The 25,832-nt window shown below is 62.7% G+C and carries 25 protein-coding genes and 2 pseudogenes; 13 read left to right on the top strand and 14 right to left on the bottom strand.

Going from position 1 to position 25,832, the window contains the following annotated elements; all coding sequences use genetic code 11:
- Positions 1–60 precede the first annotated feature (60 nt).
- Positions 61–969, top strand: a pseudogene (locus CO676_RS26930) (diguanylate cyclase); the annotation flags it as partial.
- Positions 970–1,663: 694 nt separating this feature from the next.
- Here the strand turns inward: CO676_RS26930 and rpmG are convergent.
- The 10 genes from rpmG to CO676_RS26880 form a co-directional block, all read right to left on the bottom strand.
- Entirely contained in the window at positions 1,664–1,831 is a 168-nt protein-coding gene (gene rpmG / locus CO676_RS26925) for a 50S ribosomal protein L33 (RefSeq protein ID WP_014764050.1), read from the bottom strand.
- 93 nt (positions 1,832–1,924) lie between these two features.
- On the bottom strand, positions 1,925–3,109 hold the full coding sequence (locus tag CO676_RS26920) for an MFS transporter (RefSeq protein ID WP_097523330.1): 1,185 nt from the start codon (positions 3,107–3,109) through the stop codon (positions 1,925–1,927).
- Between the two features lie 12 nt (positions 3,110–3,121).
- Positions 3,122–3,745, bottom strand: coding sequence for an NUDIX domain-containing protein (locus CO676_RS26915; RefSeq protein WP_041414297.1), 624 nt, complete (start codon positions 3,743–3,745; stop codon positions 3,122–3,124).
- 89 nt (positions 3,746–3,834) lie between these two features.
- On the bottom strand, positions 3,835–4,290 hold the full coding sequence (locus CO676_RS26910; RefSeq protein WP_097523328.1) for a DUF983 domain-containing protein: 456 nt from the start codon (positions 4,288–4,290) through the stop codon (positions 3,835–3,837).
- Between the two features lie 44 nt (positions 4,291–4,334).
- Complete coding sequence (rnr, locus tag CO676_RS26905; protein ID WP_097523327.1) at positions 4,335–6,701, bottom strand: ribonuclease R; 2,367 nt, start codon at positions 6,699–6,701, stop codon at positions 4,335–4,337.
- A gap of 2 nt (positions 6,702–6,703) precedes the next feature.
- Complete coding sequence (topA, locus tag CO676_RS26900; RefSeq protein ID WP_097523335.1) at positions 6,704–9,364, bottom strand: type I DNA topoisomerase; 2,661 nt, start codon at positions 9,362–9,364, stop codon at positions 6,704–6,706.
- A 226-nt stretch (positions 9,365–9,590) separates the two neighbouring features.
- Positions 9,591–10,751, bottom strand: a complete 1,161-nt coding sequence (gene dprA / locus CO676_RS26895; RefSeq protein WP_097523326.1) for a DNA-processing protein DprA — start codon at positions 10,749–10,751, stop codon at positions 9,591–9,593.
- Positions 10,751–11,362, bottom strand: a complete 612-nt coding sequence (gene plsY, locus CO676_RS26890) for a glycerol-3-phosphate 1-O-acyltransferase PlsY (RefSeq protein WP_097523325.1) — start codon at positions 11,360–11,362, stop codon at positions 10,751–10,753. Before plsY ends, dprA begins: the two co-directional genes overlap by 1 nt.
- A 29-nt stretch (positions 11,363–11,391) precedes the next feature.
- Positions 11,392–12,684 (bottom strand): dihydroorotase, encoded by a 1,293-nt coding sequence (locus tag CO676_RS26885; RefSeq protein ID WP_097523324.1) that lies wholly within the window; start codon positions 12,682–12,684, stop codon positions 11,392–11,394.
- Positions 12,681–13,622, bottom strand: coding sequence for an aspartate carbamoyltransferase catalytic subunit (locus tag CO676_RS26880; protein ID WP_014764059.1), 942 nt, complete (start codon positions 13,620–13,622; stop codon positions 12,681–12,683). Before CO676_RS26880 ends, CO676_RS26885 begins: the two co-directional genes overlap by 4 nt.
- A 169-nt stretch (positions 13,623–13,791) precedes the next feature.
- Here CO676_RS26880 and CO676_RS26875 point away from each other — a divergent pair, with 169 nt between their 5' ends.
- Positions 13,792–15,444: an acyl-CoA dehydrogenase family protein gene (locus tag CO676_RS26875; RefSeq protein WP_041414299.1), complete on the top strand. Its 1,653-nt coding sequence runs from the start codon at positions 13,792–13,794 to the stop codon at positions 15,442–15,444.
- Here CO676_RS26875 and CO676_RS26870 read toward each other — a convergent pair.
- Positions 15,426–16,361, bottom strand: coding sequence for an AEC family transporter (locus tag CO676_RS26870; protein ID WP_097523323.1), 936 nt, complete (start codon positions 16,359–16,361; stop codon positions 15,426–15,428). The genes CO676_RS26875 and CO676_RS26870 overlap by 19 nt on opposite strands.
- A 208-nt stretch (positions 16,362–16,569) precedes the next feature.
- Here CO676_RS26870 and CO676_RS35465 point away from each other — a divergent pair, with 208 nt between their 5' ends.
- Positions 16,570–16,722: a hypothetical protein gene (locus CO676_RS35465; protein WP_162531112.1), complete on the top strand. Its 153-nt coding sequence runs from the start codon at positions 16,570–16,572 to the stop codon at positions 16,720–16,722.
- Positions 16,719–17,063, top strand: a complete 345-nt coding sequence (locus tag CO676_RS26865) for a DUF6105 family protein (RefSeq protein WP_179875658.1) — start codon at positions 16,719–16,721, stop codon at positions 17,061–17,063. The genes CO676_RS35465 and CO676_RS26865 overlap by 4 nt, the downstream gene beginning before the upstream one ends.
- On the opposite strand, the gene ruvX is transcribed toward CO676_RS26865, so the two are convergent.
- Positions 17,006–17,494, bottom strand: a complete 489-nt coding sequence (gene ruvX / locus CO676_RS26860) for a Holliday junction resolvase RuvX (protein WP_014764064.1) — start codon at positions 17,492–17,494, stop codon at positions 17,006–17,008. The two genes, CO676_RS26865 and ruvX, sit on opposite strands and share 58 nt — an antisense overlap.
- Positions 17,495–17,610: 116 nt before the next feature.
- Here ruvX and CO676_RS26855 point away from each other — a divergent pair, with 116 nt between their 5' ends.
- From CO676_RS26855 to CO676_RS26840, 4 genes are all read left to right on the top strand, one after another.
- Positions 17,611–18,315, top strand: coding sequence for a metal-dependent hydrolase (locus CO676_RS26855; protein ID WP_097523321.1), 705 nt, complete (start codon positions 17,611–17,613; stop codon positions 18,313–18,315).
- Positions 18,316–18,421: 106 nt separating this feature from the next.
- Entirely contained in the window at positions 18,422–18,709 is a 288-nt protein-coding gene (gene gatC, locus CO676_RS26850; RefSeq protein WP_097523320.1) for an Asp-tRNA(Asn)/Glu-tRNA(Gln) amidotransferase subunit GatC, read from the top strand.
- A gap of 48 nt (positions 18,710–18,757) precedes the next feature.
- On the top strand, positions 18,758–20,239 hold the full coding sequence (gatA, locus tag CO676_RS26845; RefSeq protein WP_097523319.1) for an Asp-tRNA(Asn)/Glu-tRNA(Gln) amidotransferase subunit GatA: 1,482 nt from the start codon (positions 18,758–18,760) through the stop codon (positions 20,237–20,239).
- An 80-nt stretch (positions 20,240–20,319) separates the two neighbouring features.
- A complete protein-coding gene (locus tag CO676_RS26840) occupies positions 20,320–20,820 on the top strand; it encodes a GNAT family N-acetyltransferase (RefSeq protein WP_097523318.1) in 501 nt (166 codons plus the stop codon).
- 73 nt (positions 20,821–20,893) lie between these two features.
- On the opposite strand, the gene CO676_RS26835 is transcribed toward CO676_RS26840, so the two are convergent.
- Positions 20,894–21,148: a YjhX family toxin gene (locus CO676_RS26835; protein WP_097523317.1), complete on the bottom strand. Its 255-nt coding sequence runs from the start codon at positions 21,146–21,148 to the stop codon at positions 20,894–20,896.
- A 332-nt stretch (positions 21,149–21,480) separates the two neighbouring features.
- On the opposite strand from CO676_RS26835, the gene gatB reads away from it, so the two are divergent.
- The 5 genes and pseudogenes from gatB to CO676_RS26810 form a co-directional block, all read left to right on the top strand.
- A complete protein-coding gene (gatB, locus tag CO676_RS26830) occupies positions 21,481–22,983 on the top strand; it encodes an Asp-tRNA(Asn)/Glu-tRNA(Gln) amidotransferase subunit GatB (protein WP_041414300.1) in 1,503 nt (500 codons plus the stop codon).
- Positions 22,980–23,483 carry a GNAT family N-acetyltransferase gene (locus CO676_RS26825; RefSeq protein ID WP_097523316.1) on the top strand — a complete coding sequence of 168 codons (504 nt, stop codon included), beginning with the start codon at positions 22,980–22,982 and terminating at the stop codon, positions 23,481–23,483. The genes gatB and CO676_RS26825 overlap by 4 nt, the downstream gene beginning before the upstream one ends.
- Before the next feature lie 104 nt (positions 23,484–23,587).
- Positions 23,588–24,046 carry a GNAT family N-acetyltransferase gene (locus CO676_RS26820; RefSeq protein WP_097523315.1) on the top strand — a complete coding sequence of 153 codons (459 nt, stop codon included), beginning with the start codon at positions 23,588–23,590 and terminating at the stop codon, positions 24,044–24,046.
- A gap of 107 nt (positions 24,047–24,153) precedes the next feature.
- Complete coding sequence (locus tag CO676_RS26815; protein ID WP_014764073.1) at positions 24,154–24,549, top strand: NADH:ubiquinone oxidoreductase subunit NDUFA12; 396 nt, start codon at positions 24,154–24,156, stop codon at positions 24,547–24,549.
- A gap of 213 nt (positions 24,550–24,762) precedes the next feature.
- A pseudogene (locus CO676_RS26810) lies at positions 24,763–25,134 on the top strand (DUF2155 domain-containing protein); the annotation flags it as partial.
- An 82-nt stretch (positions 25,135–25,216) separates the two neighbouring features.
- Here the strand turns inward: CO676_RS26810 and aat are convergent.
- Complete coding sequence (gene aat, locus CO676_RS26805) at positions 25,217–25,831, bottom strand: leucyl/phenylalanyl-tRNA--protein transferase (protein WP_014764075.1); 615 nt, start codon at positions 25,829–25,831, stop codon at positions 25,217–25,219.
- Between the last annotated feature and the right edge of the window lies 1 nt (position 25,832).

The following is a 25,832-nucleotide window of genomic DNA, read 5'->3' as shown; positions in this document are numbered from 1 at the left end:
GAATGTGCAAACTATTTCGCCGCAGCAGGATATGACCCCGATTAAAACGGACGGGCTCTAGGCAACGTGCTCCTCGTCGATGGCCGAGCCTCCTCGCAGGAACGGCTGCTGCGCGCCTTGAAGCCGATCGCCGAAGTCGCGGTGATCTCCGATCCCCAGGCCGCCCTCTTCGAAGCCGCCGAGAACAGCTTCGATCTGGTGATCGTCAACGCGAACTTTGATGACTACGATCCGCTGCGCCTCTGCTCGCAGCTACGCTCCCTCGAGAGGACGCGCTTCATACCGATCCTGCTCGTCACCGAGCAGGGGAGCGAAGAGATGATCGTTCGCGCCCTTGAGCTTGGAGTGACGGACTACATCATGCGTCCGGTCGATCCCAACGAATTGGTCGCGCGCTCCCTGACACAGATCCGCCGCAAGCACTGCAATGACCGGCTGCGCGCGAGCGTCCAGCAGACCATCGAATTGGCGATCACCGACGACCTCACCGGTCTCCACAATCGGCGCTATCTCGATACCCATATGAAGCTGTTGATCGACCGGGCGAGTGCACGCGGCCGGCCACTGTCGATCTGCATCACCGATATCGATCGCTTCAAGCTGGTGAACGACACCTATGGGCATGATGCAGGTGATGAGGTTCTGCGCGAATTTGCCAACCGCGTCCGCGCGACGGTACGCGGGGCCGATCTCGCCTGCCGGTTCGGCGGCGAGGAGTTTGTGATCGTCATGCCGGACACCACGCCCGAAATGGCGGCGATCGTGGCCGAACGGCTTCGCTTGATGGTCGAGGGACGCGCATTCGGAATTTCGCAGGAAGATACGGTCCTCACCATTACCGCATCCCTCGGCATAGCCACCTTGCGGCCGCACGAGGATACGGCCGAAGCCTTGCTGAAGCGCGCCGACACGGCGCTTTACCAAGCGAAGAACAACGGGCGCAACCGGGTCGTCGCGGCGGCCGCCTAAATGCATGTCGCTCGAAGGTGTGCAGCGGTTTTGGGATGACGAGATGCATAAGAGCAAGGGCCTATGGCGCGTCGCGTGAATACGTTTGAGTGCGATGCGCTTTAAAGCAACCAGCAAGCCTCTAAGCCCAAATTGGCAAGCAGCGCTTACGGGCGGTCTCGAGCCTCGCCGTTCGGCGTAGCGGAGACTGTAACTTACGCCCAACTCATCTTGCCAGCTTACTTATAAGTTGTAATTTCAGCGGCATCGCTGGCGCTGGGGCAAGCATTTGCATAGGGCGGCGAGTTTGGATTCGTCCGAATACGAGACAGAATTAACCAAACACTGAGCAACGCGTTTCGGTGATTAAGAATTCGTTGATTTTTTTTTATTTTCAAGCAATGCTGATATTAAGGAAGTGTGACTTCCACGATCGATCGGTTACCCCATGATGCTCAGGTCCGCCGCATCTCCTGGGTCGTGGGGTCGGTCGGCTGGTTTCTGACATCCGCGGATTCCTCGTGCCGCAGTCGGAGCCAGCCGACCCCCTTTCAAAACGCCGCTTCGAAAGAGGCGGCGTTTTTCGTTCCGATCTCCTGCGCCGCGCATCTTGTCAGATGTCGCTCAGTCGAAGATCTCCGCAGCGACAGCAGGCGCCAAAGAAAAAGCGCCGAACCTTGCGGCCGGCGCTCGTCGGTCGAACCGAAACGTGATCTTACTTGATCTTCGTTTCCTTGAACTCGACGTGCTTCTTGGCGACCGGATCATACTTCGTCTTCGTCATCTTTTCCGTCATCGTGCGGCTGTTCTTGGTCGTGACGTAGAAGTAACCGGTGTCGGCCGTCGACAGCAGCTTGATCTTGATGGTGGTAGCTTTCGCCATGGTCGTCCTGCCTTTTAAAAGATGAAAGCCGTGGACAACCGGTTGCGGGCCACGGTCAAGGTTGGCGCGAAACTACAAATCGCGGTCGAAAAGTCAAGACCGTTTTGGGTTCAAAACAATACGGGCGAGCGAAAGCACAACATAAAGCCCGAAGAAACCGGCAATCGCCCAGGCAAAACCGTCATTGCCGGTGACATCCATCGCTACACCGACAACCTGAGGTCCCGCCACGGTGCCGACCGCATAGGAGAAAACGAAGGCGGCGTTAGCGGCCGCAAGATCGGCTCCCTGAAGCCGCGAGCCAAGATGGCTAAGGCCCACCGTATAGAGGCCGGAGACGCATCCGCCCCAGAACAACAGGACTAGGGCCATAAGGACCCAGCTTTCGACGAGCATCGGCAGAAACAGGGCGCCCACGAAGCCGACCAGCGTCAGCGCCGACAGGATCGTACGGCGATCCTTTACGTGGTCGGAGAGCATGCCGAGCGGGATCTGGAAGATGAAGTTGCCCACGCCCATGACGGTCAGCAACAGAGCGGCCTGCGATTCGGTGAAGCCGGCGCGCGTTCCGAAGATTGGAAAGAGCGAAAGCCCGCCTGATTCGACTGCGCCGAAGATGAAAACGGCGGCCGTCGCCGTCGGCACCAGGAAGACGTAGCGCATGAAATGCCGGTCCGGTTTTTCGTCGATAACCGGACTTTCGTCGCGGGCCAGATAGATCGGTATGGCGGCAAGCAAAATGACGCCAGCGCCGACGGCAAAGGGCAGGATGCCCTCGCTGCCGAGGATAGAAAAGAGCAGGGGGCCGCTGGCAAAGCCGAGCGACAGCACGGTACCGTAGATGCCGAGCACGAAGCCGCGTTTGTTCGGCGGCGCCGTCGCATTGATCCAGAATTCCGAGAGAATGAACAGCACCGTGATAGCGCCGTGAAAGACGATTCTGAGCGGAAACCACAGCCAGAAATTGGTGATGTAGTAAAAGCCGAGGGCGCTCGCCGCCGAAAAGAGGATGGCCAGCAGCATGGTCGGCGCAACGCCATGCCGGTGTGCGAGCTTCGTGGTCAACGGGGCGGCCGCCATCGATGCGAGGCCGGCCATGGCTGAATTGAGCCCGATCAACGTCGGGGCAATTCCGCGCTTCTCCATGATGATGCTGAGCAGGGGAAGGCCGAGGCCGATGGCGATACCCACCGCAGTGATCGAAGCGACTGCAGCGATCAGCGAAGGCCAGTGAATTTCGTCAACCGGCGCAGATGTGCCGGACGGCGGCTTCGACATTCGACAGGATCCCTAGAGAAGCGTGCGAAGAAAGCGCCCGTGGCGCGTGAAATAGAACGGTATCGCCCGTTCAGGAGGAAGCGCGGGATCCGATTCGAGCCCGCCTCTCAGATCGGCGAGGATGGTTGCGGTGATCTCCGGCACTTGTAGAGACGAGAAGTCGTTGACATCGATCCACTGCAAATCCTGAAGCTCCCGGCTGTCCAGGACTTCAGACGGATCGATCTCGGCCTCATCCGCGAAGACCGCAAAGAAGCGCGTGTCGAACCGCCGTGTCTGTCCCGGCGGAGTGATGGCCCGAGCCATATAACGCAAGTTTGTGAGATCGGGAAGAAAGGGAAGGGTGGCATCCGCCCCGTTGTGTGCTCTGCCGAGGCATACGCCCGCCTCTTCGAAAAGTTCTCTGGCGGCGGCGAGCGCCAGCGCGCGGGCGCGTCCATCGGTAATTGGGTGACCGTCGCCTGCTTTCAGAGCGCGCAGGACCGACGGATGGAGATCGCCGGAAAATCTCAGCCGATGGTCGGTCGGGTCGCGACGGCCGCCGGGAAAGACATAGAGGTCCGGCATGAAGGCATGGGCACTATGGCGTTTTCCCATCAAGACGCGCACGCCCACGCCGGAGCGGTCGAGAAGCATGATCGATGCCGCATCCCGCGGTCTGAGCGGCTGATGTCTATTTGTCCCAAGGTGCGGCTGAGAGGGGCTGCCGCTGCCGCGATCAGGCCTCATGCCGACGGATCCCGCGGCGGCAGGATGTCTTCCGGCCGATCCTCGTGATCGCCGAAGCCGTGCAGCTTCAGGGCCCATTGCAGCCCGATGACGGCGCCCTTGACGGGCTGCATCAGGGCGAGAGCGCTGACCAGCGTCACCGGTGCCCAGAGGGCCAGGTGCTGCCAGGTGGAGAGCGGCAGAACGAGATCCGTCATCATGTAGCCGCCGAGGACCACATGGCCGACGATCGTCACGACGATATAGGGCGGAAAGTCGTCGGCACGGTGATGGTCCATCCGCTCGCCGCAGGCGGCGCAGGCATCCACCGATTTGACGAAGCCTCGAAACAGTCGGCCTTGGCCGCAGGCGGGGCACTTTCCCAGAAAGCCGCGCTTGATAGAGCGGCCCACGGGCCGCTGCTCCTGCTGCTCCCCGCCGAGCTGGAGCTTGTCCGTTGCCATTGCCTTCATGTTCAATCCTTAATCGAACGAGGACCGTACCGGCCCGCTGGCGATCAGCGTTTGCCGCGCGGAGGCCGCGTTCCCGGCCGCTTGCCTCTGTTCCCTCGATCGCGGCGGCCGGACTTGTGGAAGGAGCGCATTGCCGTCGGCATCTTTTGCCCTTCGCTCAGCATCTCGAAGCGGAGCGCGCCGGCGAGCGGCACGGCTTCGGCGAGCCTGACGCGAACCGGATCGCCGAGACGATAGCCAAGTCCGGTTTTTTCACCGGACAGCGCCTGATGCGCTTCATCATAGATGAAATAGTCGCGCCCGAGCGTTGATATAGGTATGAAACCGTCTGCGCCATAGGACGGGAGAGTGACAAAAAGTCCCGCCTTGATCACGCCCGAAACGCGCCCGTCGAACTCCTCGCCGACGCGTCCGCTTAGGTGATGGGCGATCAGCCGGTCGACGGTGTCGCGCTCGGCGGCCATTGCGCGTCGCTCGAAAGTGGAGATTTCCGCGGCGATATCGTCGAGCACGCCCTCTTCCTGCGGCGTCAAGCCGCCCTCGCCAAGGCCGAGCGAGCTCACCAGTGCCCGGTGGACGACCAGGTCGGCATAGCGACGGATCGGCGAGGTGAAGTGGGCATAGCGCATCAGGTTGAGGCCGAAATGACCGATATTCTCCGGACTGTAGATCGCTTGGCTCTGCGACCGCAGCACCATCTCGTTGACCATCGTCTCAAAGGGCTTGCCGTCGGCGCGTGCGAGAACGCCGTTGAAGTGGTTGGCACGCATGGCGCCGCCCTTGGCGAGCGAAATGTCGAGCGTCGCCAGGAACTCACGGAGGGTTTCCTGCTTGGCGAGCGATGGCTGGTCGTGAACGCGGTAGATCAGCGCCTGTCGCTTCTGCTCCAACGTCTCCGCCGCGGCGACGTTGGCCTGGATCATCATTTCCTCGATCAGCTTGTGGGCGTCGAGGCGTTCCGGCACCAAGACCCGGTCGACGGTTCCGTCCGGCTTCAGGACGATCTTGCGTTCGGGCACGTCGAGTTCGAGAGGCTGGCGCCGTTCCCGCCCACGGGTGAGGATCCGGTAGCCCTCCCATAGCGGCCTCAGGATCGTGTCCAGAATGGGTCCGGTCTTTTCGTCCGGCGCTCCGTCGATGGCGGCCTGGGCTTGGCTGTAGGAAAGCTTGGCGGCGCTGCGCATCATGATGCGGTGGAAGGTATGTCCCGCCTTACGGCCCTCTTTCGAGAAACGCATTCGCACCGCCAGCGCCGGGCGATCGACACCCTCCTTCAGCGAGCAGAGATCGTTGGAGATGCGCTCGGGCAGCATCGGCACGACACGGTCGGGGAAATAGATCGAATTGCCGCGCTTCAGCGCTTCGAGATCGATCGCCGATTTCGGCCGGACATACCAGGAGACGTCGGCGATCGCGACCGTGACGATGACGCCGCCGGGATTGTCGGGCGAGGGATCCGGTTCGGCATGGACTGCGTCGTCGTGGTCCTTGGCGTCGGCCGGGTCGATGGTGACGAGCGGCAGCGAGCGCCAGTCCTCGCGATGCCCCATCGTAGCGGCCTCGGCCGCATCGGCCTCCTGCACCACGCGCTCCGGGAAGACATGCGGGATGCCATGCGCATGGATGGCAATCATCGAGATCGCCTTTTCGGAGGCGACGGAACCGATGACGTTCTGCACCTGGGCGCGCGGCAGCCCGTAGCGCCCAAGCCGGGCGAGATGCACTTCGACGAGGTCGCCGTCCTTGGCATCGCCGATGAAATCCTGATCGACGAGCACTTCCTCGCCACGCTTGTCGATCGGCATCAGCCGTCCGCCGCCGCCCGGAGTCGCGCGGAAGACGCCGAGCACAGCGTCCTTGCGTTTGTCGAGAACCTTGATAATGCGCGCCGTATAGGCCGGGCCGCCCCGCTCCTTGGCAGGGAAGATCTTGGCAAGCACCCGATCGCCGAGGCCGGCGACGGGCGCCTTGCCCTTCGCCTTGCCGGCCGCCGACTGCCGGATGAGGACTGCCGGTGCGACGCCGTCGTCGTCCAGCCATTCTGCCGGGCGGCCGATCAATTCGCCGTCGATATCGCGGATGGTGATGTCGAGAACGGTGACGGGCGGCAGCGCGCCGGGGCGAACGAGCGACTTGCGCTTCTTCTCGACCAGCCCGTCTTCTTCCAGCGAGCGGAGCAGCGCCTTGAGTTCGACGCGCGCCTCGCCCTTCAGGCCGAATGCCTTGGCGATCTCCCGCTTCGAGGCCTGCTGCGGGTTCTCGGCGATGAAGCGCATCAAGACGTCGCGTGGCGGAACGGCGCCGTGGACGATCGTTTCCCTTACGGAGGGCGCCGCCTGGGCCGCGCGCAACTGCTTCTTGCCGGCACCTTTTGCGGGCCGTTCGGCCGGATCGCGCGGAATTCTGCTCAATGTCAGTCCTTCTTGGCCTTCGCGGCCGTCTTGCTCTTCGGCTTCGCCGCTGTCTTGGGCTTCTCGGCTTTCGCCGCCGTGCTTTTCGTTGCTGCGGCCGCGGATCTGCCCCTGGTCGCCTTGCCCTTCGATCCGCCACCCTTCGCCGCACGTTCGGCAATCAGCGCGAGCGCTTCCTCGACGGTCACGGATTGCGGATCCTTGCCTTTCGACAGGGTGGCGTTCACCTTGCCCCAGTTGACATAGGGGCCGAAGCGCCCGTCGCGCACGGTGATCGCGCCGCCTTCGGGATGTTGGCCGAGTTCCTTGAGGGCGGCGGCAGTGCGCCCGCGTCCGCCGCCGGCGCCCTTCGACTGCTTGTCGGCGAGTGCCGAAACGGCGCGGTTGAGGCCGATCGAGAAGACGTCTTCGACCGATTCCAGATTGGCATAGGTACCATCATGCAGCACGAACGGCCCGTAGCGGCCGAGCCCGGTCGAAATCATCTTGCCCGTTTCCGGATGCTTTCCGATGTCGCGCGGCAGCGAAAGAAGAGCGAGCGCCTTCTCGTGGTCGATCGTCGCGGGCGTCCACCCTTTGGGCAGGCTCGCGCGTTTCGCATCCTTGCCGTCGCCGCGCTGGACGTAAGGTCCGAAGCGACCGCTGCGCAGCGTGATTTCCTCGCCGGTGTGCGGATCCTTGCCGAGGCTCTGCGGCTCGTTCGACGCCGCCGCTTCCGCCTCGCCATTGCTTTCGGACGACAGCTGGCGCGTGTAGTTGCACTCCGGGTAATTGGAGCAGCCGACGAAGGCGCCGTATTTGCCGAGCTTCAGCGAGAGCTTGCCGGTGCCGCAGACCTGGCAGATCCGCGGGTCGCCGCCGTCCTCGCGTTTCGGGAAGACGAGCGGCGCCAGCTCCTCATTGAGTGCATCGAGCACATTGGTGACGCGCAGTTCCTTGGTATCCTCGATCTGCGAGAAGAAGTCCTTCCAGAACTCGCGCAGCACATCTTTCCAATTGAGTTCGCCGGCTGAAATCTGATCGAGCTTCGCCTCGAGCGATGCGGTGAAATCATATTCGACGTAGCGGGCGAAGAAGCTCTCGAGGAATGCCGTCACCAGCCGGCCCTTGGCCTGCGGCACCAGCTTACGCTTGTCGATCTCTACATAGTCGCGGTCGACGAGCGTGCTGATCGTTGCGGCATAGGTCGAAGGGCGGCCGATGCCGAGCTCTTCCATCTTCTTGATGAGCGTCGCTTCCGAATAGCGTGGCGGCGGCTCGGTGAAGTGCTGGGTGGCGTTGATCTTCTGCTTGGCGAGATTTTCGCGTGCGTTGATCTCGGGCAGCCGACCATCCTCGTCGCCGTCGTCCGCCTGTTCGCCGTCTTCCTTCATGTCCGTATAGGCGGCGATGAAGCCGTCGAAGCGAATGACCGAGCCGGTTGCCCTGAGGCCGGCCTTCTTGCCGCCGTTGTCGGCCAGGATCTCCGCTGTCGTCCGTTCGATCTCGGCCGATGCCATCTGGCTGGCGATACCGCGCTTCCAGACCAGATCGTAGAGCTTCAGCATGTCGCCGTCGAGGAAGCGACGTACCTGATCGGGCGTGCGGTTGAAGTCCGTCGGCCGGATGGCTTCGTGTGCTTCCTGGGCGTTCTTCGCCTTGGTCGAGTAGAAGCGCGGCTTTTCCGGCAGGTAGCGGGGACCGAACTGGCTGCCGATCGCCCGGCGCGCGGCGTCGATCGCTTCGGGTGCCATCTGCACGCCGTCGGTTCGCATATAGGTAATGAGACCGACGGTTTCACCACCGATATCGACACCTTCATAGAGCTTCTGCGCCACCTGCATGGTCCGCGACGCCGAGAAACCGAGCTTGGAGGAGGCGGCCTGCTGCAGCGTCGAGGTGGTAAAGGGCGGGGCTGGGTGCCGCTTGACGGGCTTCGCTTCGACGCTTTCGACCACATAGCTTGCGCCGTCGAGCAGGGCCTTCAGCCGATTGGCCTCCTCGCCGTTGCCGATCGACCTCGGCTGCAGCCGCTTGCCGTCGGCCGAGACGAGCCGTGCTTCGAATTCGTCGCCGCGCGGCGTCTTCAAAAGCGCCGAGATATTCCAATATTCTTCTGTGACGAAGCGTTCGATCTCCCCCTCGCGATCGCAGACGAGACGCAGCGCCACCGATTGCACGCGGCCGGCCGAGCGCGCGCCCGGCAGCTTGCGCCAGAGAACCGGCGAGAGGTTGAAGCCGACGAGATAGTCGAGCGCGCGGCGGGCGAGATAGGCGTCGACAAGCGAAATGTCGATGTCGCGCGGATCGGCCATCGCATCGAGCACGGCTTTCTTGGTAATCGCATTGAAGACGACGCGCTTGACCGGCTTGTCGCCAATGACCTTCTTCTTCTTGAGGAGGTCGAGCACATGCCAGGAGATCGCCTCACCCTCGCGATCCGGGTCGGTTGCGAGGAACAGCCCGTCCGACGACTTCACAGCGTCGGCAATGTCCTTCATCCGCTTGGCGGAGGCGCCATCGACTTCCCACGACATTTCGAAGTCTTCGTCCGGGCGAACCGATCCATCCTTGGCCGGCAGATCCCGCACATGGCCGAACGAAGCAAGTACCTTGTAGCCGGGGCCCAGATACTTGTTGATCGTCTTGGCCTTGGAAGGCGACTCCACCACTACAACATTCATCGTCATTCTCTGAGACAATCTCTTCTGGCAAAGCGCAGGCGTTGCGCGGCCGCTATTGAGGCCACGAAATGGACAGGGATTCGGGCGCGGTCAAGGGCTTTATCGAAAATAGCGACATTCCGGCCGACCGCAACCAAACCGCAACAAACGACATTCCGCAACTCGTGGTGGTTCAATTTGCGATTTCTGCGCGTGTTGCGAGGCGACGTACAGCTGTGTTTTCGCGCTATTGCGGGGAAGCGAGGGAGACGAGATTGGCCCCGTGGCGGCAGAGCTGGCCGGCAAGATCGAGTTCGAGCAGCACGAGATAGACCTCGGAGGCGGCAAGGCCGGTGTGGCGAATGATGTCGTCGATCTCGACCGGCGTCGGGCCGAGCGCCTCGACGATGCGGGCACGGTCGCCTTCGCCGGGTGCCGCCGTCGCCGGTATCCCGGAGGGCGCGTGTTCGACCGACGGCTCGCGGGCGCTCAAGCGCGAGAAAAGATCGTCGCGGCTGAGAGGCGACAATCCCTCCAGAACGTCACTTGTGGCGGTAGTGACGATCGCCCCCTGTTTCAGCAGATCGTTCGTGCCGTGACAGCGCGGATCGAGCGGTGAGCCCGGCACGGCAAAGACGAGCCGCCCGAAATCGGCTGCATAGCGGGCGGTGATGAGCGACCCCGAACGGCTGGCAGCCTCGATGATCGCGACGCCGAGGCTGATGCCGGCGACCAGGCGGTTTCTTCTCGGAAAGTCGCGGGCGCGGGGCTCCCAGCCGAAGGGCATTTCGCTGATCGCCAATCCCGTCCCCGCGGTGATCTCCTGCAGAAGGCCGACATTTTCGGGCGGGTAGGGTTGATCGAGACCGCCGGCGAGCGCGGCGATCGTACCGGTCTCAAGGCTGGCGCGGTGGGCGGCGGTATCGATGCCGCGGGCAAGGCCGGAGCTAATGACGTAGCCGGCCGCACCGGCATCGCGGGCGATCATCGCAGCGAATTTCGCGCCGCTGACCGAGGCATTGCGTGAGCCGACGATGCCGAGCGAGGGGCGGCTTGCCGCCTGGAGGTTGCCTTTCATGGCGATGAGCGGAGGTGCGCCGTCGATCTCCCTTAGCGCCGGCGGATAATCGGGTTCGCCGATCCCGACGAACACCGCGCCGAACCGATGCGCTGTTTCGAGCTCCCGCTCCGCGTCCGCCAGCGAGGCGATGCGAAACTGTCGATTCGAGCCACCGCGGCGGGACAGTTCCGGCAGTGCCTCGAGCGCCGCCTCGGCGGAGCCGAAATGGTTGACGAGATCCCGGAAGGTCGCAGGACCGACATTGTCGCTGCGGATCAGCCGCAGCCACGCGATCCTCTGCCGTTCCGTCAGCGCGGTTCCGTTCCGTCGAGCGCTGCCGTTCGGCATTATCCCTTTTCTCCGATCCGGCTTTCCGTGCCGCTCAGGAGCCGCCGGATATTGGCGCGGTGCTTGATCCAGGTGATCACGGTCATCAAGGCAAAGAGCAGGGCGACTTTCCCGTATCCGGTTGCATAGAGTGCAATCGGAATGACCGCCGTCGCGACGAGAGCCGACAGTGAGGAGTAGCGGGTGATCTTGGCCGTGGCGAGCCAGATCGCCGCGAAAGCGGGCACCATCAGCGGCGCAAGGCCAAGCAGGACGCCGATATAGGTGGCGACACCCTTGCCGCCCTTGAAGGAGAGCCAGACCGGAAAGAGATGGCCGAGAAAGGCGGCAAGGCCAGCGACGATGCCGGCTTCAACACCCCAGAAAGACGCGATTGCTGCTGCAGCCGTTCCCTTGAGTGCGTCGAGCAGTAGCGTGGCGGCCGCGAGTTTCTTGTTGCCGGTTCTCAGCACGTTCGTCGCGCCGATATTGCCGGAGCCGATCTTGCGCACGTCGCCGAGCCCCGCCATGCGGGTGAGAATCAGGCCGAACGGGATAGAGCCCAGCAGATAGCCAAAGACGAGGCACAAGAATGTCGCGGGCAGCCCCAGCTGCCAGGAAAACAGATCCACCGGTTCCTCCCCCGCCTATATGCTTCGGCTCATGATGAATGGACGAGCTTGCCGCCAACATAGGTTTGCACGACCCGGCCGGTAAAGCGCGCATTTTCGAACGGCGTATTCTTGGAGCGGGAAACCAGCTCTTTTTCGTAGAGGATCCAGGGCTCGTCGAGATCGAGGACGGTAATGTCCGCCTTCGCCCCGGCTTTCAGCGTGCCCGCTTCCAGGCCGAAGATTGCGGCAGGGCGCGTCGACAGCGCATCGATCAGCCGCATCAGCGGAACCTGGCCGCTGTGGTAGAGCCGAAGGGCAGCCGCCGCCAGGGTCTCAAGGCCGATCGCGCCATCCGCTGCATCCGCGAAGGGCAGGCGCTTGGTATCGGCGCCCTGTGGGTCATGCGAGGAGACGATGATATCGATCTTGCCGGCGGCAAGCGCTTCGACCATCGCGACCCGGTCGTCTTCGCCGCGCAGCGGCGGCGCCAGCTTGAAGAAGGTCCGGTATTCGCCGATATCGTTCTCGTTCAGCGTCAGGTGGTTGATCGAGATGCCGCAGGTGACGTTCGCCCCGCGCTCTCTCGCCGCGTGCACGGCATCCACCACTTCGGGGACGGAGATTTCGGCGGCGTGATAGGCGGCCCGGGTCAGTTCGGCGATGCGAAGATCGCGCTCAAGCGGAATGATCTCGGCCTCACGCGGAACGGCCGGAAGTCCGAGCCAGCTTGCCAGCAGGCCTTCATTCATGACGCCGTTGGCGCCAAGATATTTGTCGCGGGTCTCCAGCGCAACGACCGCATCGAACTCGCGCGCATAGGTCATTGCGCGGCGAAGCACGAGCGTGTCGTGGACCGGTTGCCGGCCGTTGGTGAAGCAGACCGCACCCGCATCGCGGAGCAGTCCGAGTTCGCTCATTTCCACCCCGAGCAGACCCTTGGTGACGGCCGCCGCCGGGTAGACGTTGACGAGCGCCTTGTCGCGGGCGGTCTTCTGGACGAATTCGACGAGGGCGATCTCGTCGATCACCGGATTGGTGTCGGGCATGGAGATAAAGGACGTGACGCCGCCGGTCGCCGCCGCCCGCGAGGCCGACTCGATCGTCTCGCGATACTCACTGCCCGGTTCGCCGACGAAGACCCGGGCGTCGACGAGCCCGGGCACGGCGACGAGACCGGCGCAATCCTTGACGAAGGCGCCCGCCGGCACGCCCTGGTTCTGGGCGTTCTTTCCGGCGGCAAGGATCCGTCCGTCGCTCCCGACGATGATCGTGCCGATCTCGTCGAGATTTCGCGAGGGATCGACGATGCGCAGGTTCTGCAGAACAAGCGGTCTGGTCATAGGCGCGGGCCCTGGTTCTGAGAGAGAAGAAGCGTCTCCATGACGGCCATTCGGACGGCGACGCCCATCTCAACCTGCTGTTCGATGACGCTTTGCGGTCCGTCGGCGATCTCCGAGGCGATCTCGACGCCGCGGTTCATCGGTCCTGGATGCATGACGAGCGCATCGGCCTTGGCCGCCTTCAGCTTTTCCGCGTCGAGCCCGTAATAGTGGAAATATTCGCGCACCGACGGGACGAAGGAGCCGGCCATCCGCTCGCGCTGGAGTCTCAGCATCATCACCACGTCGGCGTCCTTCAGGCCTTCCGCCATGGATCGATAGACCTCGACGCCCATCTGTTCGATGCCTGCGGGGAGCAAGGTCGCCGGTGCGACGACGCGAACGCGTGCACCCATCTGGTTGAGCAGCAGAATGTTGGAGCGGGCGACGCGGGAATGCAGGACGTCGCCGCAGATCGCCACGATGATCCGCGACAGCTTTCGCTTGGCGCGGCGGATCGTCAGCGCGTCGAGAAGCGCCTGCGTCGGATGCTCGTGCTGGCCGTCGCCGGCATTGACCACGGAGCAGGAGACCTTCTGCGCGAGCAGTGCTGCGGCGCCGGCGGAAGAGTGGCGAACGACGAGCACGTCCGGGTGCATCGCGTTGAGCGTCATCGCCGTGTCGATCAGCGTCTCGCCCTTCTTCACCGAGGAGTTGCCGACCGACATGTTCATGACGTCGGCACCGAGCCGCTTGCCAGCGAGTTCGAAGGAAGATTGGGTGCGGGTCGACGCCTCGAAGAAGAGGTTGATCTGCGTCAGTCCTCGCAGCGAAGAGGTCTTTTTCTCCCTCTGCCGGGAGATCTTGACCGCTTCGTCGGCGCGATCGAGCAGGAGCGTGATGTCCTGTTCCGTCAGCCCTTTGATGCCAAGCAGGTGGCGATGCGGGAAAGTGATCATGAGCCGCCCTTGCAAGCTGGAATTTGGCTCGCTCTATAGAACGTGGCCCCGGGCGCGGCAAGGGGCGCGGCAAGCCGCGCGCCGGGCCTTCCGAAGAAAACTTGCCGTCGCCACGGTTCTTGGCGCGGGCCTGTTTCGTACCCGCGAAACTTGCGCTAGAACCGGGCCTATGAATCAGATGAACCGGACCGAACAGAAACTCGCCGAACTGAACCAGCCGAAGCCCTGGTCCGGTATCAATGCCTATCGTTCCGACCCCCTGGTCGTCGATATCACCACGGCCATGCCGAAGACGCTGCGTGACGAGTTCGACGCGCTCGGCCGCTATGTGACTTCGCCGGAGGCGCAGGAACTGGCGCGCATGGCCAATGAGGGCGTTCCGAAGCTGAAGACTCACGGGCCGCGTGGCGAGCGCCTCGACGTCGTCGAGTTCCACCCGGCCTGGCATGCGCTGATGCGCCGATCGATGACGACCGGACTGCATTCGTCTGCCTGGGAGAATCTGCCGGACGAGCGCGGCCGTTCGCACAAGGCGAGGGCGCTCCGCTTCTATCTGACGGCGCAGCTCGAATGCGGCCATCTCTGCCCGCTGACGATGACCAGCGCCTCGGTTGCCGCGATCACCGCGTCGCCGGCCGTCCAGAAGGAATGGGCCCCGAAGATCCTGTCGCGCAAATATGACTCGACCAACCGGCCCTGGATGCAGAAATCCGCGGTGACGATCGGCATGGGCATGACCGAGAAGCAGGGCGGCACGGATGTGCGCGCCAACACCTCGACCGCCGAACGCGTCGGTGAGGGGATCTATCGCCTGAACGGCCACAAGTGGTTCATGTCGGCGCCGATGAGCGACGCCTTCGTCATGCTGGCGCAGACGCGCGAGGGGCTCGGCTGTTTCCTCGTGCCGCGGCTGCTCGAGGACGGCGGCGCCAACGGCCTGCGCTTTCAGCGTCTCAAGGACAAGCTCGGCAATCGTTCCAACGCGTCGTCGGAGGTCGAATTTTCGGATACCTTCGGCTTCCTGCTCGGAACGCCGGATGCCGGCATTCGCACGATTCTCGACATGGTGACGCTGACGCGGCTCGATTGCGCGCTCGCCTCGGCCGGCATGATGCGCGCTTCGCTCGCCGAGGCCGTGCACCACACCCGCGGCCGCAAGGTCTTTGGCAAGACGCTCGTCAGCCAGCCGATGATGACGCGTGTTCTGGCCGACATGGCACTCGATGTCGCGGCGGCAAGCGCGCTGTCTTTCCGCCTCGCCGAAGCCTTCGACAATGCGCATAGCAGTGCCGAAGATGCAGCCTACGCCCGCATCATGACGCCTGTCGCGAAGTACTGGTGCTGCAAGATCGCCCCCGCCTTGATCTACGAAGCGATGGAGTGTCTCGGCGGCAACGGTTACGTCGAAGAACGGGCGCTTGCCCGCCACTATCGCGAAGCGCCGGTCAATGCGATCTGGGAGGGCTCCGGCAATGTGATGGCGCTCGACGTGCTCCGGGTGCTCGGGCGTCGAAAGGAACTGTTCGAGCAGTTGTTCGGCGTCTTCAGCCGCGATCTCGGACCCGCTGGACCCAAGACGATCGATGTGCTGCGCGCCGCCATGTCGCTCTGCGAGCGTGACGAGGGCGCGGCGCGCCTGCTGGTCGAGCAGCTTGCGCTGGCGGCGGCAGCGGCCGAGCTCTATCGGCTGGGTGCCGGGCGCATCGCCGATGCCTTCCTGGAGTCGCGGCTGGCCGCCGGCTGGCGCGCCACTTACGGCATGCTCGATTCGCGCTTTGATTCCGCCTACGTGCTCGACCTGCTCTATCCGGCCGCTACATAGCCGGTGGCGAAAAGCACGAGCGGGATCGTGAAGAACGACACGGCCGTCTGCACCGTCGCGACGGCGGCGTAAAGCTCCGCATCTCCCCCCATCTGCTTGGCAAGAAGATAGCCGTTCATCGCCGTCGGCACGGCGGCGCCGAGCGCGATGACGAGCAGGGCGTCGCCGGTGATGCCGAGCAGCGCACTGGCGCCCACCATGAAGATCGGCATGACGATCAGCTTGAGCGCGACCGCAAGCATCGCGGCGCCGGTCGGCTTCAGGGCGTCGGCGATCCTCAGTCCGGCACCGACCAGCACCAGGCCGAGGCTCAGGGAGGCCGTTGCCAGCATGTCGATCGCCGTCATGACCGGCTCATAGAGCTCGATGCCGGTGAGGTTGAAAAATATCCCCAGCGCCGACGCGATGATCAGCGGATTGGTGATGATCTTCAGGAAGAAGAATCCGACGCCGCGGTCACCGCCGCCGAACCACACCAGCACGGCGACATTATAGAAATTGATCGGGATGATGATCAGCGTCATCACCAGCGCCGTCAGGCTGAGGCCGATCGCACCATAGAGCTTCTCGGCGACGGCCAGCGCGATGAAGGCGTTCCAGCGCGTCGCCGTTTGGAAGATCGAAGTGAAGGTGGCGCCGGAAATGCCGTTCGTGCGCAGGAGAGGCCAGATCAGGAGGAGAGCGATCGACATCAGCGTGACGCTGCCGATTGCCGCAATGGCCGTTGCATCGGCCTCCATCCCGGTGAAGTCCGCTTTCGCCAATGTCGAAAAGAGAAGTGAGGGAAAGAGAAAATAGTAGCCGAACTGCTCGAGTCCTACCCAGAGCCCCTGATCGACGAGCCTCGAACGGCGAAGCCAGACGCCAAGCAACACGAGCAGGAAGACGGGAAGGATGCTTTCGAAAATGGCGGTCATGACGGCTCATGCAGAGGGAGGTGCTAGGCTCTGGGGCGGAGGCGAGAAGGTCTCGCACTCACGCTAGGCTTTTAGAACCGACGGGCGACGGGCCGCAAGCCGCCTTTGCTTGTGAATATTAACCTTAATGAATAGTTTACGTTGCGCTAGGCTGGCTATGACAGAGATACTGACGTCAGTTCAATGAAGTGTGGAACGGAGCGGTTCGGTGAGAACTGGCTTGATGATCGTCATGATGATGTTTTTCGCCGGAGTGGCGCTCGACATAGCGACGCTCGCTGTCGGCCTGGTCGGTTTTGCCCTCGCCGACCGCGCCGTCTACCCGCTGCTGTGCGGTTGGGCCGAAGGGAGAGGCGCGTGAAGTGGCTTTTGGTCTTCTGGGGCGGCCCGGTGATGCTGCTGACCGGCTGGTATTCGCTCTCCTATTATGACATGAGCTTCGGCATCTTCATGCTGACGCGCGAGGCGCACGACCTGGTCTTCCGCCTCTACGGCCATGTTCTCGGAATTCCGCCGGAAAGCATTCCGCCGCTGGTTGCACGGGCGATGGTCCTCGACACCATCGTCCTCTTCGGCCTCGTTGCGCTGCGGAAACATCGGCAAATTACGTCCTGGTACCGCGCGCGGTTCGGAGGCGCGAAATCTCAATCGACAGACGTGTCGCGCCTGCCGAGGGACGCCAATCTGTCGAGCGCTCCCTGAAGGATGAAGGAGGCGGCAGCCGAGTCGATGCGCTCGGCGCGTTTCCTGCGCGAAACGTCCATTTCGATCAGCACCCGCTCGGCCGCGACCGTCGAAAGCCGTTCGTCCCAAAGCACGAAGGGGATATCCGTCTTCTCGCCCATGTTGCGCACGAAGGCCCGCGTCGCCTGGCAGCGCGGCCCTTCCGTCCCGTCCATGTTGACCGGCAGGCCGATGACGAAGGCGGCGATCCGTTCCTTTGTGGCAGCATCGAGCAGCGCCTGCGCGTCGACGCCGAACTTGACGCGGCGAATGACCTCGCGCGGCGTTGCAAAGCGCCGTCCGAGATCGGATACCGACAGTCCGATCGTCTTGGTGCCGAGGTCCAGACCCGCGATCGCCTGATGCGGCGGCAGCCGCGCGGCGAGTTCTTCGATGGTGATAATTGCCATGAGGTTGCCGATTCGATCTTTCCAGTTCGCTGCTGCGATCCATATGCTCGTCTGTCAGATAAATCGATCACCTTTATGGTTTGCTTCGAAGCCGCCATGATTTGAGGGAGAACGTCATGAACATCAAATGGCTGGGCCATTCCGCCTTTCATATCGAGACCGCGAAGGCGAAGATCCTGATCGATCCGTTCTTCACCGGCAATCCGGCGTTCCGCGCCAGCGAACGCATGGCCGCGACCGTTGGCCTGACGCATATCCTTCTGACGCACGGCCATGGCGATCATGTCGGCGACACGGTGGCGATCGCCAAGGAGACCGGCGCCACCGTCGTCGCCAACTTCGACCTGTGCATGTGGCTCGGACATCGTGGCATCTCGAATATGGAGCCCGGCAATACCGGCGGAACGATCAAGCTCGGTGCGTTCTCGGCCACCTTCGTCAACGCCCTACATTCCTCGGCTCAGATCACCGAGGACGGCGTTTCCCATTGCCTCGGCAATGCCAACGGCCTCGTCCTGCATTTCGATGAGGAGCCGACGCTCTATCACATGGGTGACACCGACATCTTTTCCGACATGGCGCTTGTCCAAGAACTGCACGAGCCGGATATCGGCATCGTGCCGATCGGCGACCGCTTCACCATGGGCGGTGCCGTGGCGGCGCTCGCCTGCCAGCGCTATTTCAAGTTCAATACAGCGATCCCTTGCCATTACGGATCATTCCCCATCATCGACCAGACGCCGGAAACCTTTGTCGCCGGCATGGACGGCGCCTCGACGCTGGTCGCGACACCCGAGGTCGGCGGCGTCGTCACCCTTTAAGGAAGAGCGGCGCCCCGCCGCAGAAGCGGGTCGGCGATATTCACGAGTTGCACGTTGTGCAACTCGTCTTTATAGCGGGGGAAATCTTGAGATACCGGAGACGATCATGTCCGTAGACCTAGCCACCGTGAAGCGTGTCGCGCGCCTTGCCCGCATCGCCGTCAGCGAGGAGGAAGCCGAACGGATGACCGGCGAGCTCAACGGTATCCTCGGCTTCGTCGAACAGCTTTCCGAGGTCAACGTCGATGGTGTCGAGCCGATGACATCGGTGATGCCGATGGAAATGAAGAAGCGGTCAGATACCGTCGCGGATGGCGACAAGGCGGCCGATGTCGTTGCCAATGCGCCGAATTCGGACCGTGACTTCTTCGTCGTCCCGAAGGTGGTCGAGTAAGACCCGCTTCCGCCGTCCGCGTCCAGATTCCGAAAGTTCGATTGCACCATGACCGACCTCACCCGCCTCACGATCGCAGAAGCCCGCGCCAAGCTTGCCGCCAAGGAAATTACCGCCCTCGAATTGACCGATGCCTATATCGCGGCGATCGAGGCAGCTAATGAGGCGATCAACGCCTATGTCACCGTGACGCCGGAAAAGGCGCGCGAGATGGCCAAGGCTTCCGACGCCCGTATCGCCGCCGGAAATGCCGGCGCGCTGGAGGGCATCCCGCTCGGCATCAAGGACCTTTTCGGCACCGAAGGCGTCCATACCCAGGCCTGCAGCCATATCCTCGACGGCTTCAAGCCGCGCTACGAGTCGACCGTCACCCAGAACCTCTGGAACGACGGCGCCGTGATGCTCGGCAAGCTGAACATGGACGAATTCGCCATGGGCTCTTCCAACGAGACATCGTATTACGGCCCGGTCAAGAACCCATGGCGCGCCAAGGGCTCGAACATGGATCTCGTGCCTGGCGGCTCCTCCGGTGGCTCTGCGGCTGCCGTCGCGGCCTATCTCTGCGCCGGCGCCACGGCCACCGATACCGGCGGTTCCATTCGTCAGCCGGCCGCCTTCACCGGCACTGTCGGCATCAAGCCGACCTATGGCCGCTGCTCGCGCTGGGGCATCGTCGCCTTCGCCTCCTCGCTCGACCAGGCCGGTCCGATCGCCCGCGACGTGCGCGACGCGGCAATCCTGTTGAAGTCGATGGCCAGCGTCGATTCCAAGGATACGACCTCCGTCGACATTCCGGTTCCGGACTACGAGGCGTCGCTCGGCCAGTCGATCAAGGGCATGAAAATCGGCATTCCGAAGGAATATCGCGTCGACGGCATGCCGGAGGAGATCGAGGCGCTCTGGCAGCAGGGTATTGCCTGGCTGAAGGAAGCCGGCGCCGAGATCGTCGACATTACCCTGCCGCATACGAAATACGCGCTGCCAGCCTATTACATCGTCGCGCCGGCCGAAGCGTCGTCCAACCTCGCGCGCTACGACGGGGTGCGCTACGGCCTGCGTGTCGACGGCAAGGACATTGTCGACATGTATGAGAAGACCCGCGCCGCCGGTTTCGGCCGCGAGGTCAAGCGCCGCATCATGATCGGCACCTATGTGCTTTCGGCTGGCTATTACGATGCCTATTACCTGCGTGCCCAGAAGGTCCGCACCCTGATCAAGCGCGACTTCGAGCTTGCTTTCCAGGCAGGTGTCGATGCGATCCTCACGCCGGCCACGCCGTCTTCGGCCTTCGGTATAGCCGACGAGGACCTCGCATCCGATCCGGTCAAGATGTACCTGAACGACATCTTCACCGTGACGGTGAACATGGCCGGACTTCCGGGAATTGCCGTGCCGGGCGGGCTCGACCACAAGGGCCTGCCGCTCGGCCTGCAGTTGATCGGCAAGCCTTTCGACGAAGAGACGCTGTTCAAGACGGCCCATGTTATCGAACAGGCCGCCGGCCGCTTCGCTCCTTCCAGGTGGTGGTAAACGGGGTCGCCGCCTGATCCCCGGCTATGGTCAAGCGGCGACAGAAGTGATGTAGTGCAGGCGGAAAGGGGCTCCGCTTCATGCTCGTCATTCGCCACGCTCGCCAGAACGAGATCGGTCCGCTTGCGGCGATCGGGCTCAGGGCCTGGGCCAAGGCTATCGCAGGGCTCGCCGATGTCGCCGGAATGCAGGGCGCGGCGGAGCGCGCCTTTATCGATTTCCTGACGGAGCACTGGCTTTCCGTTCTTCTGATCGAGGAGGAAAACCGCATCTGCGGCTGGGCAGCCCGCGAGGACCTCGACGGCTCTATCTCCGATCTCTGGATCGATCCCGGCGCACAGGGCAGGGGGCTCGGCCGGGCGCTGCTTGCCGAAATGGAGCAACGCATGGCGGCTGAAGGCTTTGATATCGCCAGCGCAAAGACACACGCGCAGAACGCTTCCGCGGTCGCCTTCTTCCAAAGCGCCGGCTACCAGGTGAAGTGGCTGTCGACCGCCTATTCACAAAAGCTCGACCGTGACATGGAATTCATCGGCCTTTCGAAACAACTCACAGGAGAAGCGTCGGAGCACTTGCGATAGTCCGCGTCGCAGGGAACGGCGATACCGGAGATATCCTCTCCGGTATCGGAGCACTTGGTCACGTACCCGCAGGTCACCGGTTGTTGAGTTCGGAGCGGACGAGACACAGGCCGCGCTCGGTGATGCGATAGGGCCTGCCGCCCGACGACTTGATCGCCCGCTTGCGTTTCAGCTTTCGGAAAAGCTCGAGATCGACGCCGGGATAGACCCAACCGTCACGAGTGAAGCAACGGATATCGGCGATTGCCTTGCCGTCGCGGGTAATTTCGATGCGGCCGCCCTGGGCCAAATGGTGAAGGATGCGCTGTTCGGCGCGCGAAATGTCCATGATTTGAGTGTTCCGGAATAGCGTTCTTCAGAACGCAGGAAAACGGACCGCCAATCGACAAGATGAGCGGGGTTCGCGTTTCCGGCCCATGCGCGCACTTCTGGTGAATGCGGGCAGGGCCCTTACCGGGACTCAAGCTGAAGGAACATAAAGACTCCGTTCGGACGCGAATTTTTAGAATGCAGCCGTACGAACGTCAAGGTTGCGCACGTTGGGGGTCGGGATCATTGCCAGCGTGCGCCGGGTCGCGGCTCGCCTCACAAGCCTTGCACCGCAGAACCAATTGCTCTACCGAGAAACCTCAAAATTCAGGCTTCAAAGAAGAGCATGAGATGAGCATCGTCGACGTCCGCACTCCCGATCCGAAACGCTTCATTCCCGGTGCCACCGGCGACTGGGAGGTTATCATCGGCATGGAGGTCCATGCCCAGGTGATGAGCAATTCGAAGCTGTTCTCCGGAGCGTCGACCGAGTTCGGCAATGCGCCGAACGCCAATGTCTCGCTGGTCGATGCGGCGATGCCGGGCATGCTTCCCGTCATCAACGAGGAATGTGTCAAGCAGGCCGTCCGCACCGGCCTCGGTCTGAAAGCCCAGATCAACCATCGCTCGATCTTCGACCGGAAGAACTATTTCTATCCGGACCTGCCGCAGGGCTACCAGATTTCGCAGTACAAGGATCCGATCGTCGGCGAAGGCAAGATCGTCATTTCGATCGGGCCGGACCGCCAGGGCCAGTTCGAGGATGTCGAGATCGGCATTGAGCGCCTGCACCTGGAACAGGATGCCGGCAAGTCGATGCATGACCAGCACCCCTCCATGTCCTATGTCGATCTCAACCGCTCGGGCGTGGCGCTCATGGAGATCGTCTCCAAGCCGGACCTGCGCTCGTCGGACGAGGCAAAAGCGTACCTCACCAAGCTGCGCTCGATCCTGCGCTATCTCGGCACCTGCGACGGCAACATGGACGAGGGCTCGATGCGGGCCGACGTCAACGTCTCGGTGCGCCGTCCGGGCGAGCCCTTCGGCACGCGCTGCGAGATCAAGAACGTCAATTCGATCCGCTTCGTCGGCCAGGCGATCGAATACGAGGCCCGCCGCCAGATCGCGATTCTCGAGGATGGCGGCACGATCGATCAGGAGACCCGGCTCTTCGACCCGAACAAGGGCGAGACACGCTCGATGCGCTCCAAGGAAGATGCGCACGACTACCGCTACTTCCCCGATCCGGACCTGCTGCCGCTCGAGTTCGACGACGCCTTTGTAGAGGCGCTCAAAGCCGATCTTCCGGAACTGCCGGACGACAAGAAGGAACGCTTCGTCCGCGATCTCGGGCTGTCGGTCTATGACGCCTCCGTGCTTGTTTCGGAAAAGGCGATTGCCGATTATTTCGAGGCGGTCGCCGAGGGGCGCGACGGCAAGATTGCCGCGAACTGGGTAATCAACGACCTGCTGGGTGCGTTGAACAAAGCCGGCAAAGCCATTGAAGAGACTCCGGTTTCGCCGGCCCAGCTCGGCGGCATCATCGACCTCATCAAGGCGGAGACGATCTCCGGCAAGCTCGCCAAGGATCTCTTCGAAATCCTGTGGAACGAAGGCGGCGACCCGGCGGAAATCGTCGAGAGCCGCGGCATGAAGCAGGTCACCGACACCGGGGCGATCGAGAAGGCCGTCGATGAGATCATCGCCGCCAACCCGGATCAGGTGGAGAAGGCCAAGGCAAAACCGTCGCTTGCCGGCTGGTTCGTCGGCCAGGTGATGAAGGCGACCGGGGGCAAGGCGAACCCGCAGGCGGTGCAGGCTCTCGTCAGGTCCAAGCTCGGCATCGAAGAGTGACGAAGTTCTTCGTCCGCACGGCAAGCGAGCGCGACCTAGAAAAGGTACGCGCTCTGCTCACCGAGACCTGGCATGCGACCTATGACAGCCTTTATGGCGTCGACAAGGTCGACGAACTGACGGCCAGGTGGCATTCCATAGAGGCTCTCAGAGCTCGGCTGCAGCGCAAGAGTGCCGAATTCGTCGTCGCGGACAATGGCGGCGAGATCGCCGGCATGGGCTTTGCGGCCATGTCGGAGACACTCCCGAAGACCGTCATCCTTCATCAGCTCTACGTCTTGCCGAAATACCAACGGCAGGGGATCGGCCGCGACATGTTCGCCGAACTCGAAACCTGCTTTCCGGATGCAGAGCGCATGCGGCTTGAGGTCGAGCCGGAAAATCTGCATGCGCTCGCCCTTTATCGGGCGCACGGGTTTTCGGAAGTTGACAGGACCTCCAATTGCGGGGAGGACGGTTCCGGCATCCCGGCGCTTGTTCTTGAGAAACGTCTTCCTTGATCTGTACATCTGATGCTGGGACTCCTCACACGCTGTCACAATAGCTTCGCCTCGGGGTGGTTGATGCGACAACTCAGATATCTGCACGCTGGGGCATCACAGTAATGGAAATAGAGATCCGCAAAGCCGAGCGCGAAGACTTGCCAGCCATAATCGGACTTTTCGCGGATGATCTTCTTGGCGGTCACGGCGACACGACCGAACCTGAAGCCTTTGGCGCGTATCTGTCCGCCTTCGAGAAGATCACCGCCTCGGCGCATCAGACGCTCTACGTCGCCTGCATAGGCGACGAAGTCGTCGGTACTTTCCAGACGGCAGTTTCGACGTCGCTTCCCGGGCGCGGCAGTTCCAGCCTGGTGATCGAAGCCGTGCAGACGAGGGAGGACATGCGCGGCCGTGGCATCGGGGCGCGGATGATCCGCCACGCGATTGCCGAAGCGCGGGAAAGGGGTGCGGCGAAAGTGCGGCTCACCTCCAATGCGGCGCGGGTCGACGCGCATCGCTTCTACGAACGCCTCGGTTTCGAACGCAGTCATTTCGGCTTCAAGACGCAGGTGAAATGACCGCCGGTCCGGTTGAACCACTGGACAAGGCATGAGGGGCGCGGCATAAGCGGGTGCGAGATTTTTATATCCGGCTGGCTCCCATCGGTCGGTAAAGGACGATGCCCATGAAGCTCCTGCTGCAGATATTCACCTGGTGGAACGGACAGACGATCGGTACGCGCTTTCACACCTGGCGCCATGGCCAGCGTGTCGGCGAAGACGAATTCGGCAACGTCTACTACCAGGGCGGCAAGGATTCCGAGGGCCGCACGCGGCGCTGGGTGATCTACAACGGCCCTGCCGAGGCCTCCGCCATTCCTGCCGGTTGGCACGGGTGGATGCATCACCGCACCGATATTTCTCCCGCCGACGAAAAATACGTCGCGCGCGAATGGCAGCAGTCGCATCGCTCGAACCCGACCGGCACGCCCAATGCCTACCGCCCGAAAGGTTCGCTGGCCAATGCAGGCCTGCGCCCGCGCGTGACCGGCGACTACGACGCGTGGACGCCGCGCTCCTGATAGGTGCTGACGAAGGCGGTCCGACCCGCCGCTCCGGTCTCAACTTATGGATCGATCATGGCGCAGCCACATTTCGGGTTTAGCGCCTGAAGGGCTATCCAGAACAAACAGCATCGCAGGGGATTGGCGGGAATGGCAGGTTTCTGTCTGCGGAATTTGATGGGCCGGACGGCCCGGCATACGGGCCTTGCGTTTCTCCTGGCTCTGCCTTTGATTTCCACCGTCGAGCCGGCACGTGCGACGCGCCTCTCCAACGCCGTCGCCGTCTTTTCCGGTATCGACAAGATCACCGGCCGCATCACCACCTTCGACGTCTATATCGGCGAGACGGTTCAGTTTGGCGCCCTGCAGGTGACCCCGCACGTCTGCTACAGCCGCGACGAGACTGAGGCGCCGAAGACCACCACCTTCGTGGATGTCGACGAGATCACGCTCGACCGCAAGATCCGCCGCATCTTCACCGGCTGGATGTTCGCCGACAGTCCCGGCCTCAACGCGGTCGAGCATCCCGTCTATGATGTCTGGCTGCAGTCCTGCAAGCCGACCTCCGACGTTCCGCCCCCGGATACGGCGGCGAAGCAATAGGCCGCCGTCCCGCACAGGCAGAGGACAGAGCAGGTCAATGTGCGACTGAAAAGCCGCAGGAGGCTGCAGGCGGGCATCCCGACTAAAATTCAAGATTCGGCGAGGCGATCGCCCTGGCAAGCAACAGGTCATACTCGGCCTTCGGCACGTCGACAGCGCCGAAGGCTTTCAGGTGCTCCGTCGTAAACTGCGTATCGAGGAGCTGGAAGTGCCGGGCACGAAGCCGCTCGACGAGATGGACCAGACAGATCTTCGAGGCATCGGTGCGCAGCGAAAACATGCTCTCGCCGAAGAAGGCTGCCCCGAGAGAGACGCCGTAGAGGCCGCCGACGAGCCTGTCGTCCTCCCAGGCCTCGACGCTGTGCGCATAGCCCATGTGATGCAATGCCGCGTAGAGCGAGCGGATCTTGCCATTGATCCAGGTGGTCGGACGACCGGGTGCGGGCTTCGCGCATCCCTCGACAACCGCTTCGAAGGCTGTATCGAAGCGGATCTCGAAAGGACGCTTGCGAATTCTCTTGGCTAGGCTGTGGGAGACGTGAAATCGATCCAACGGGATGACGCCGCGGATTTCCGGCTCGACCCAGAAGAGCTCCGGATCGTCGGCCGAGTCAGCCATCGGAAAGAGACCGATGGAATAGGCGCGCAACAACATGTCCGGGGTGATTTCCGGTTGTTTGCTGCGCGATCCTTTCAAT

The organism is Sinorhizobium sp. BJ1 (assembly GCF_002531555.1).
In the GTDB taxonomy this organism is placed as follows: Bacteria; Pseudomonadota; Alphaproteobacteria; order Rhizobiales; family Rhizobiaceae; genus Sinorhizobium; species Sinorhizobium fredii_B.
This window is presented reverse-complemented; position numbering and strand designations above follow the sequence as displayed.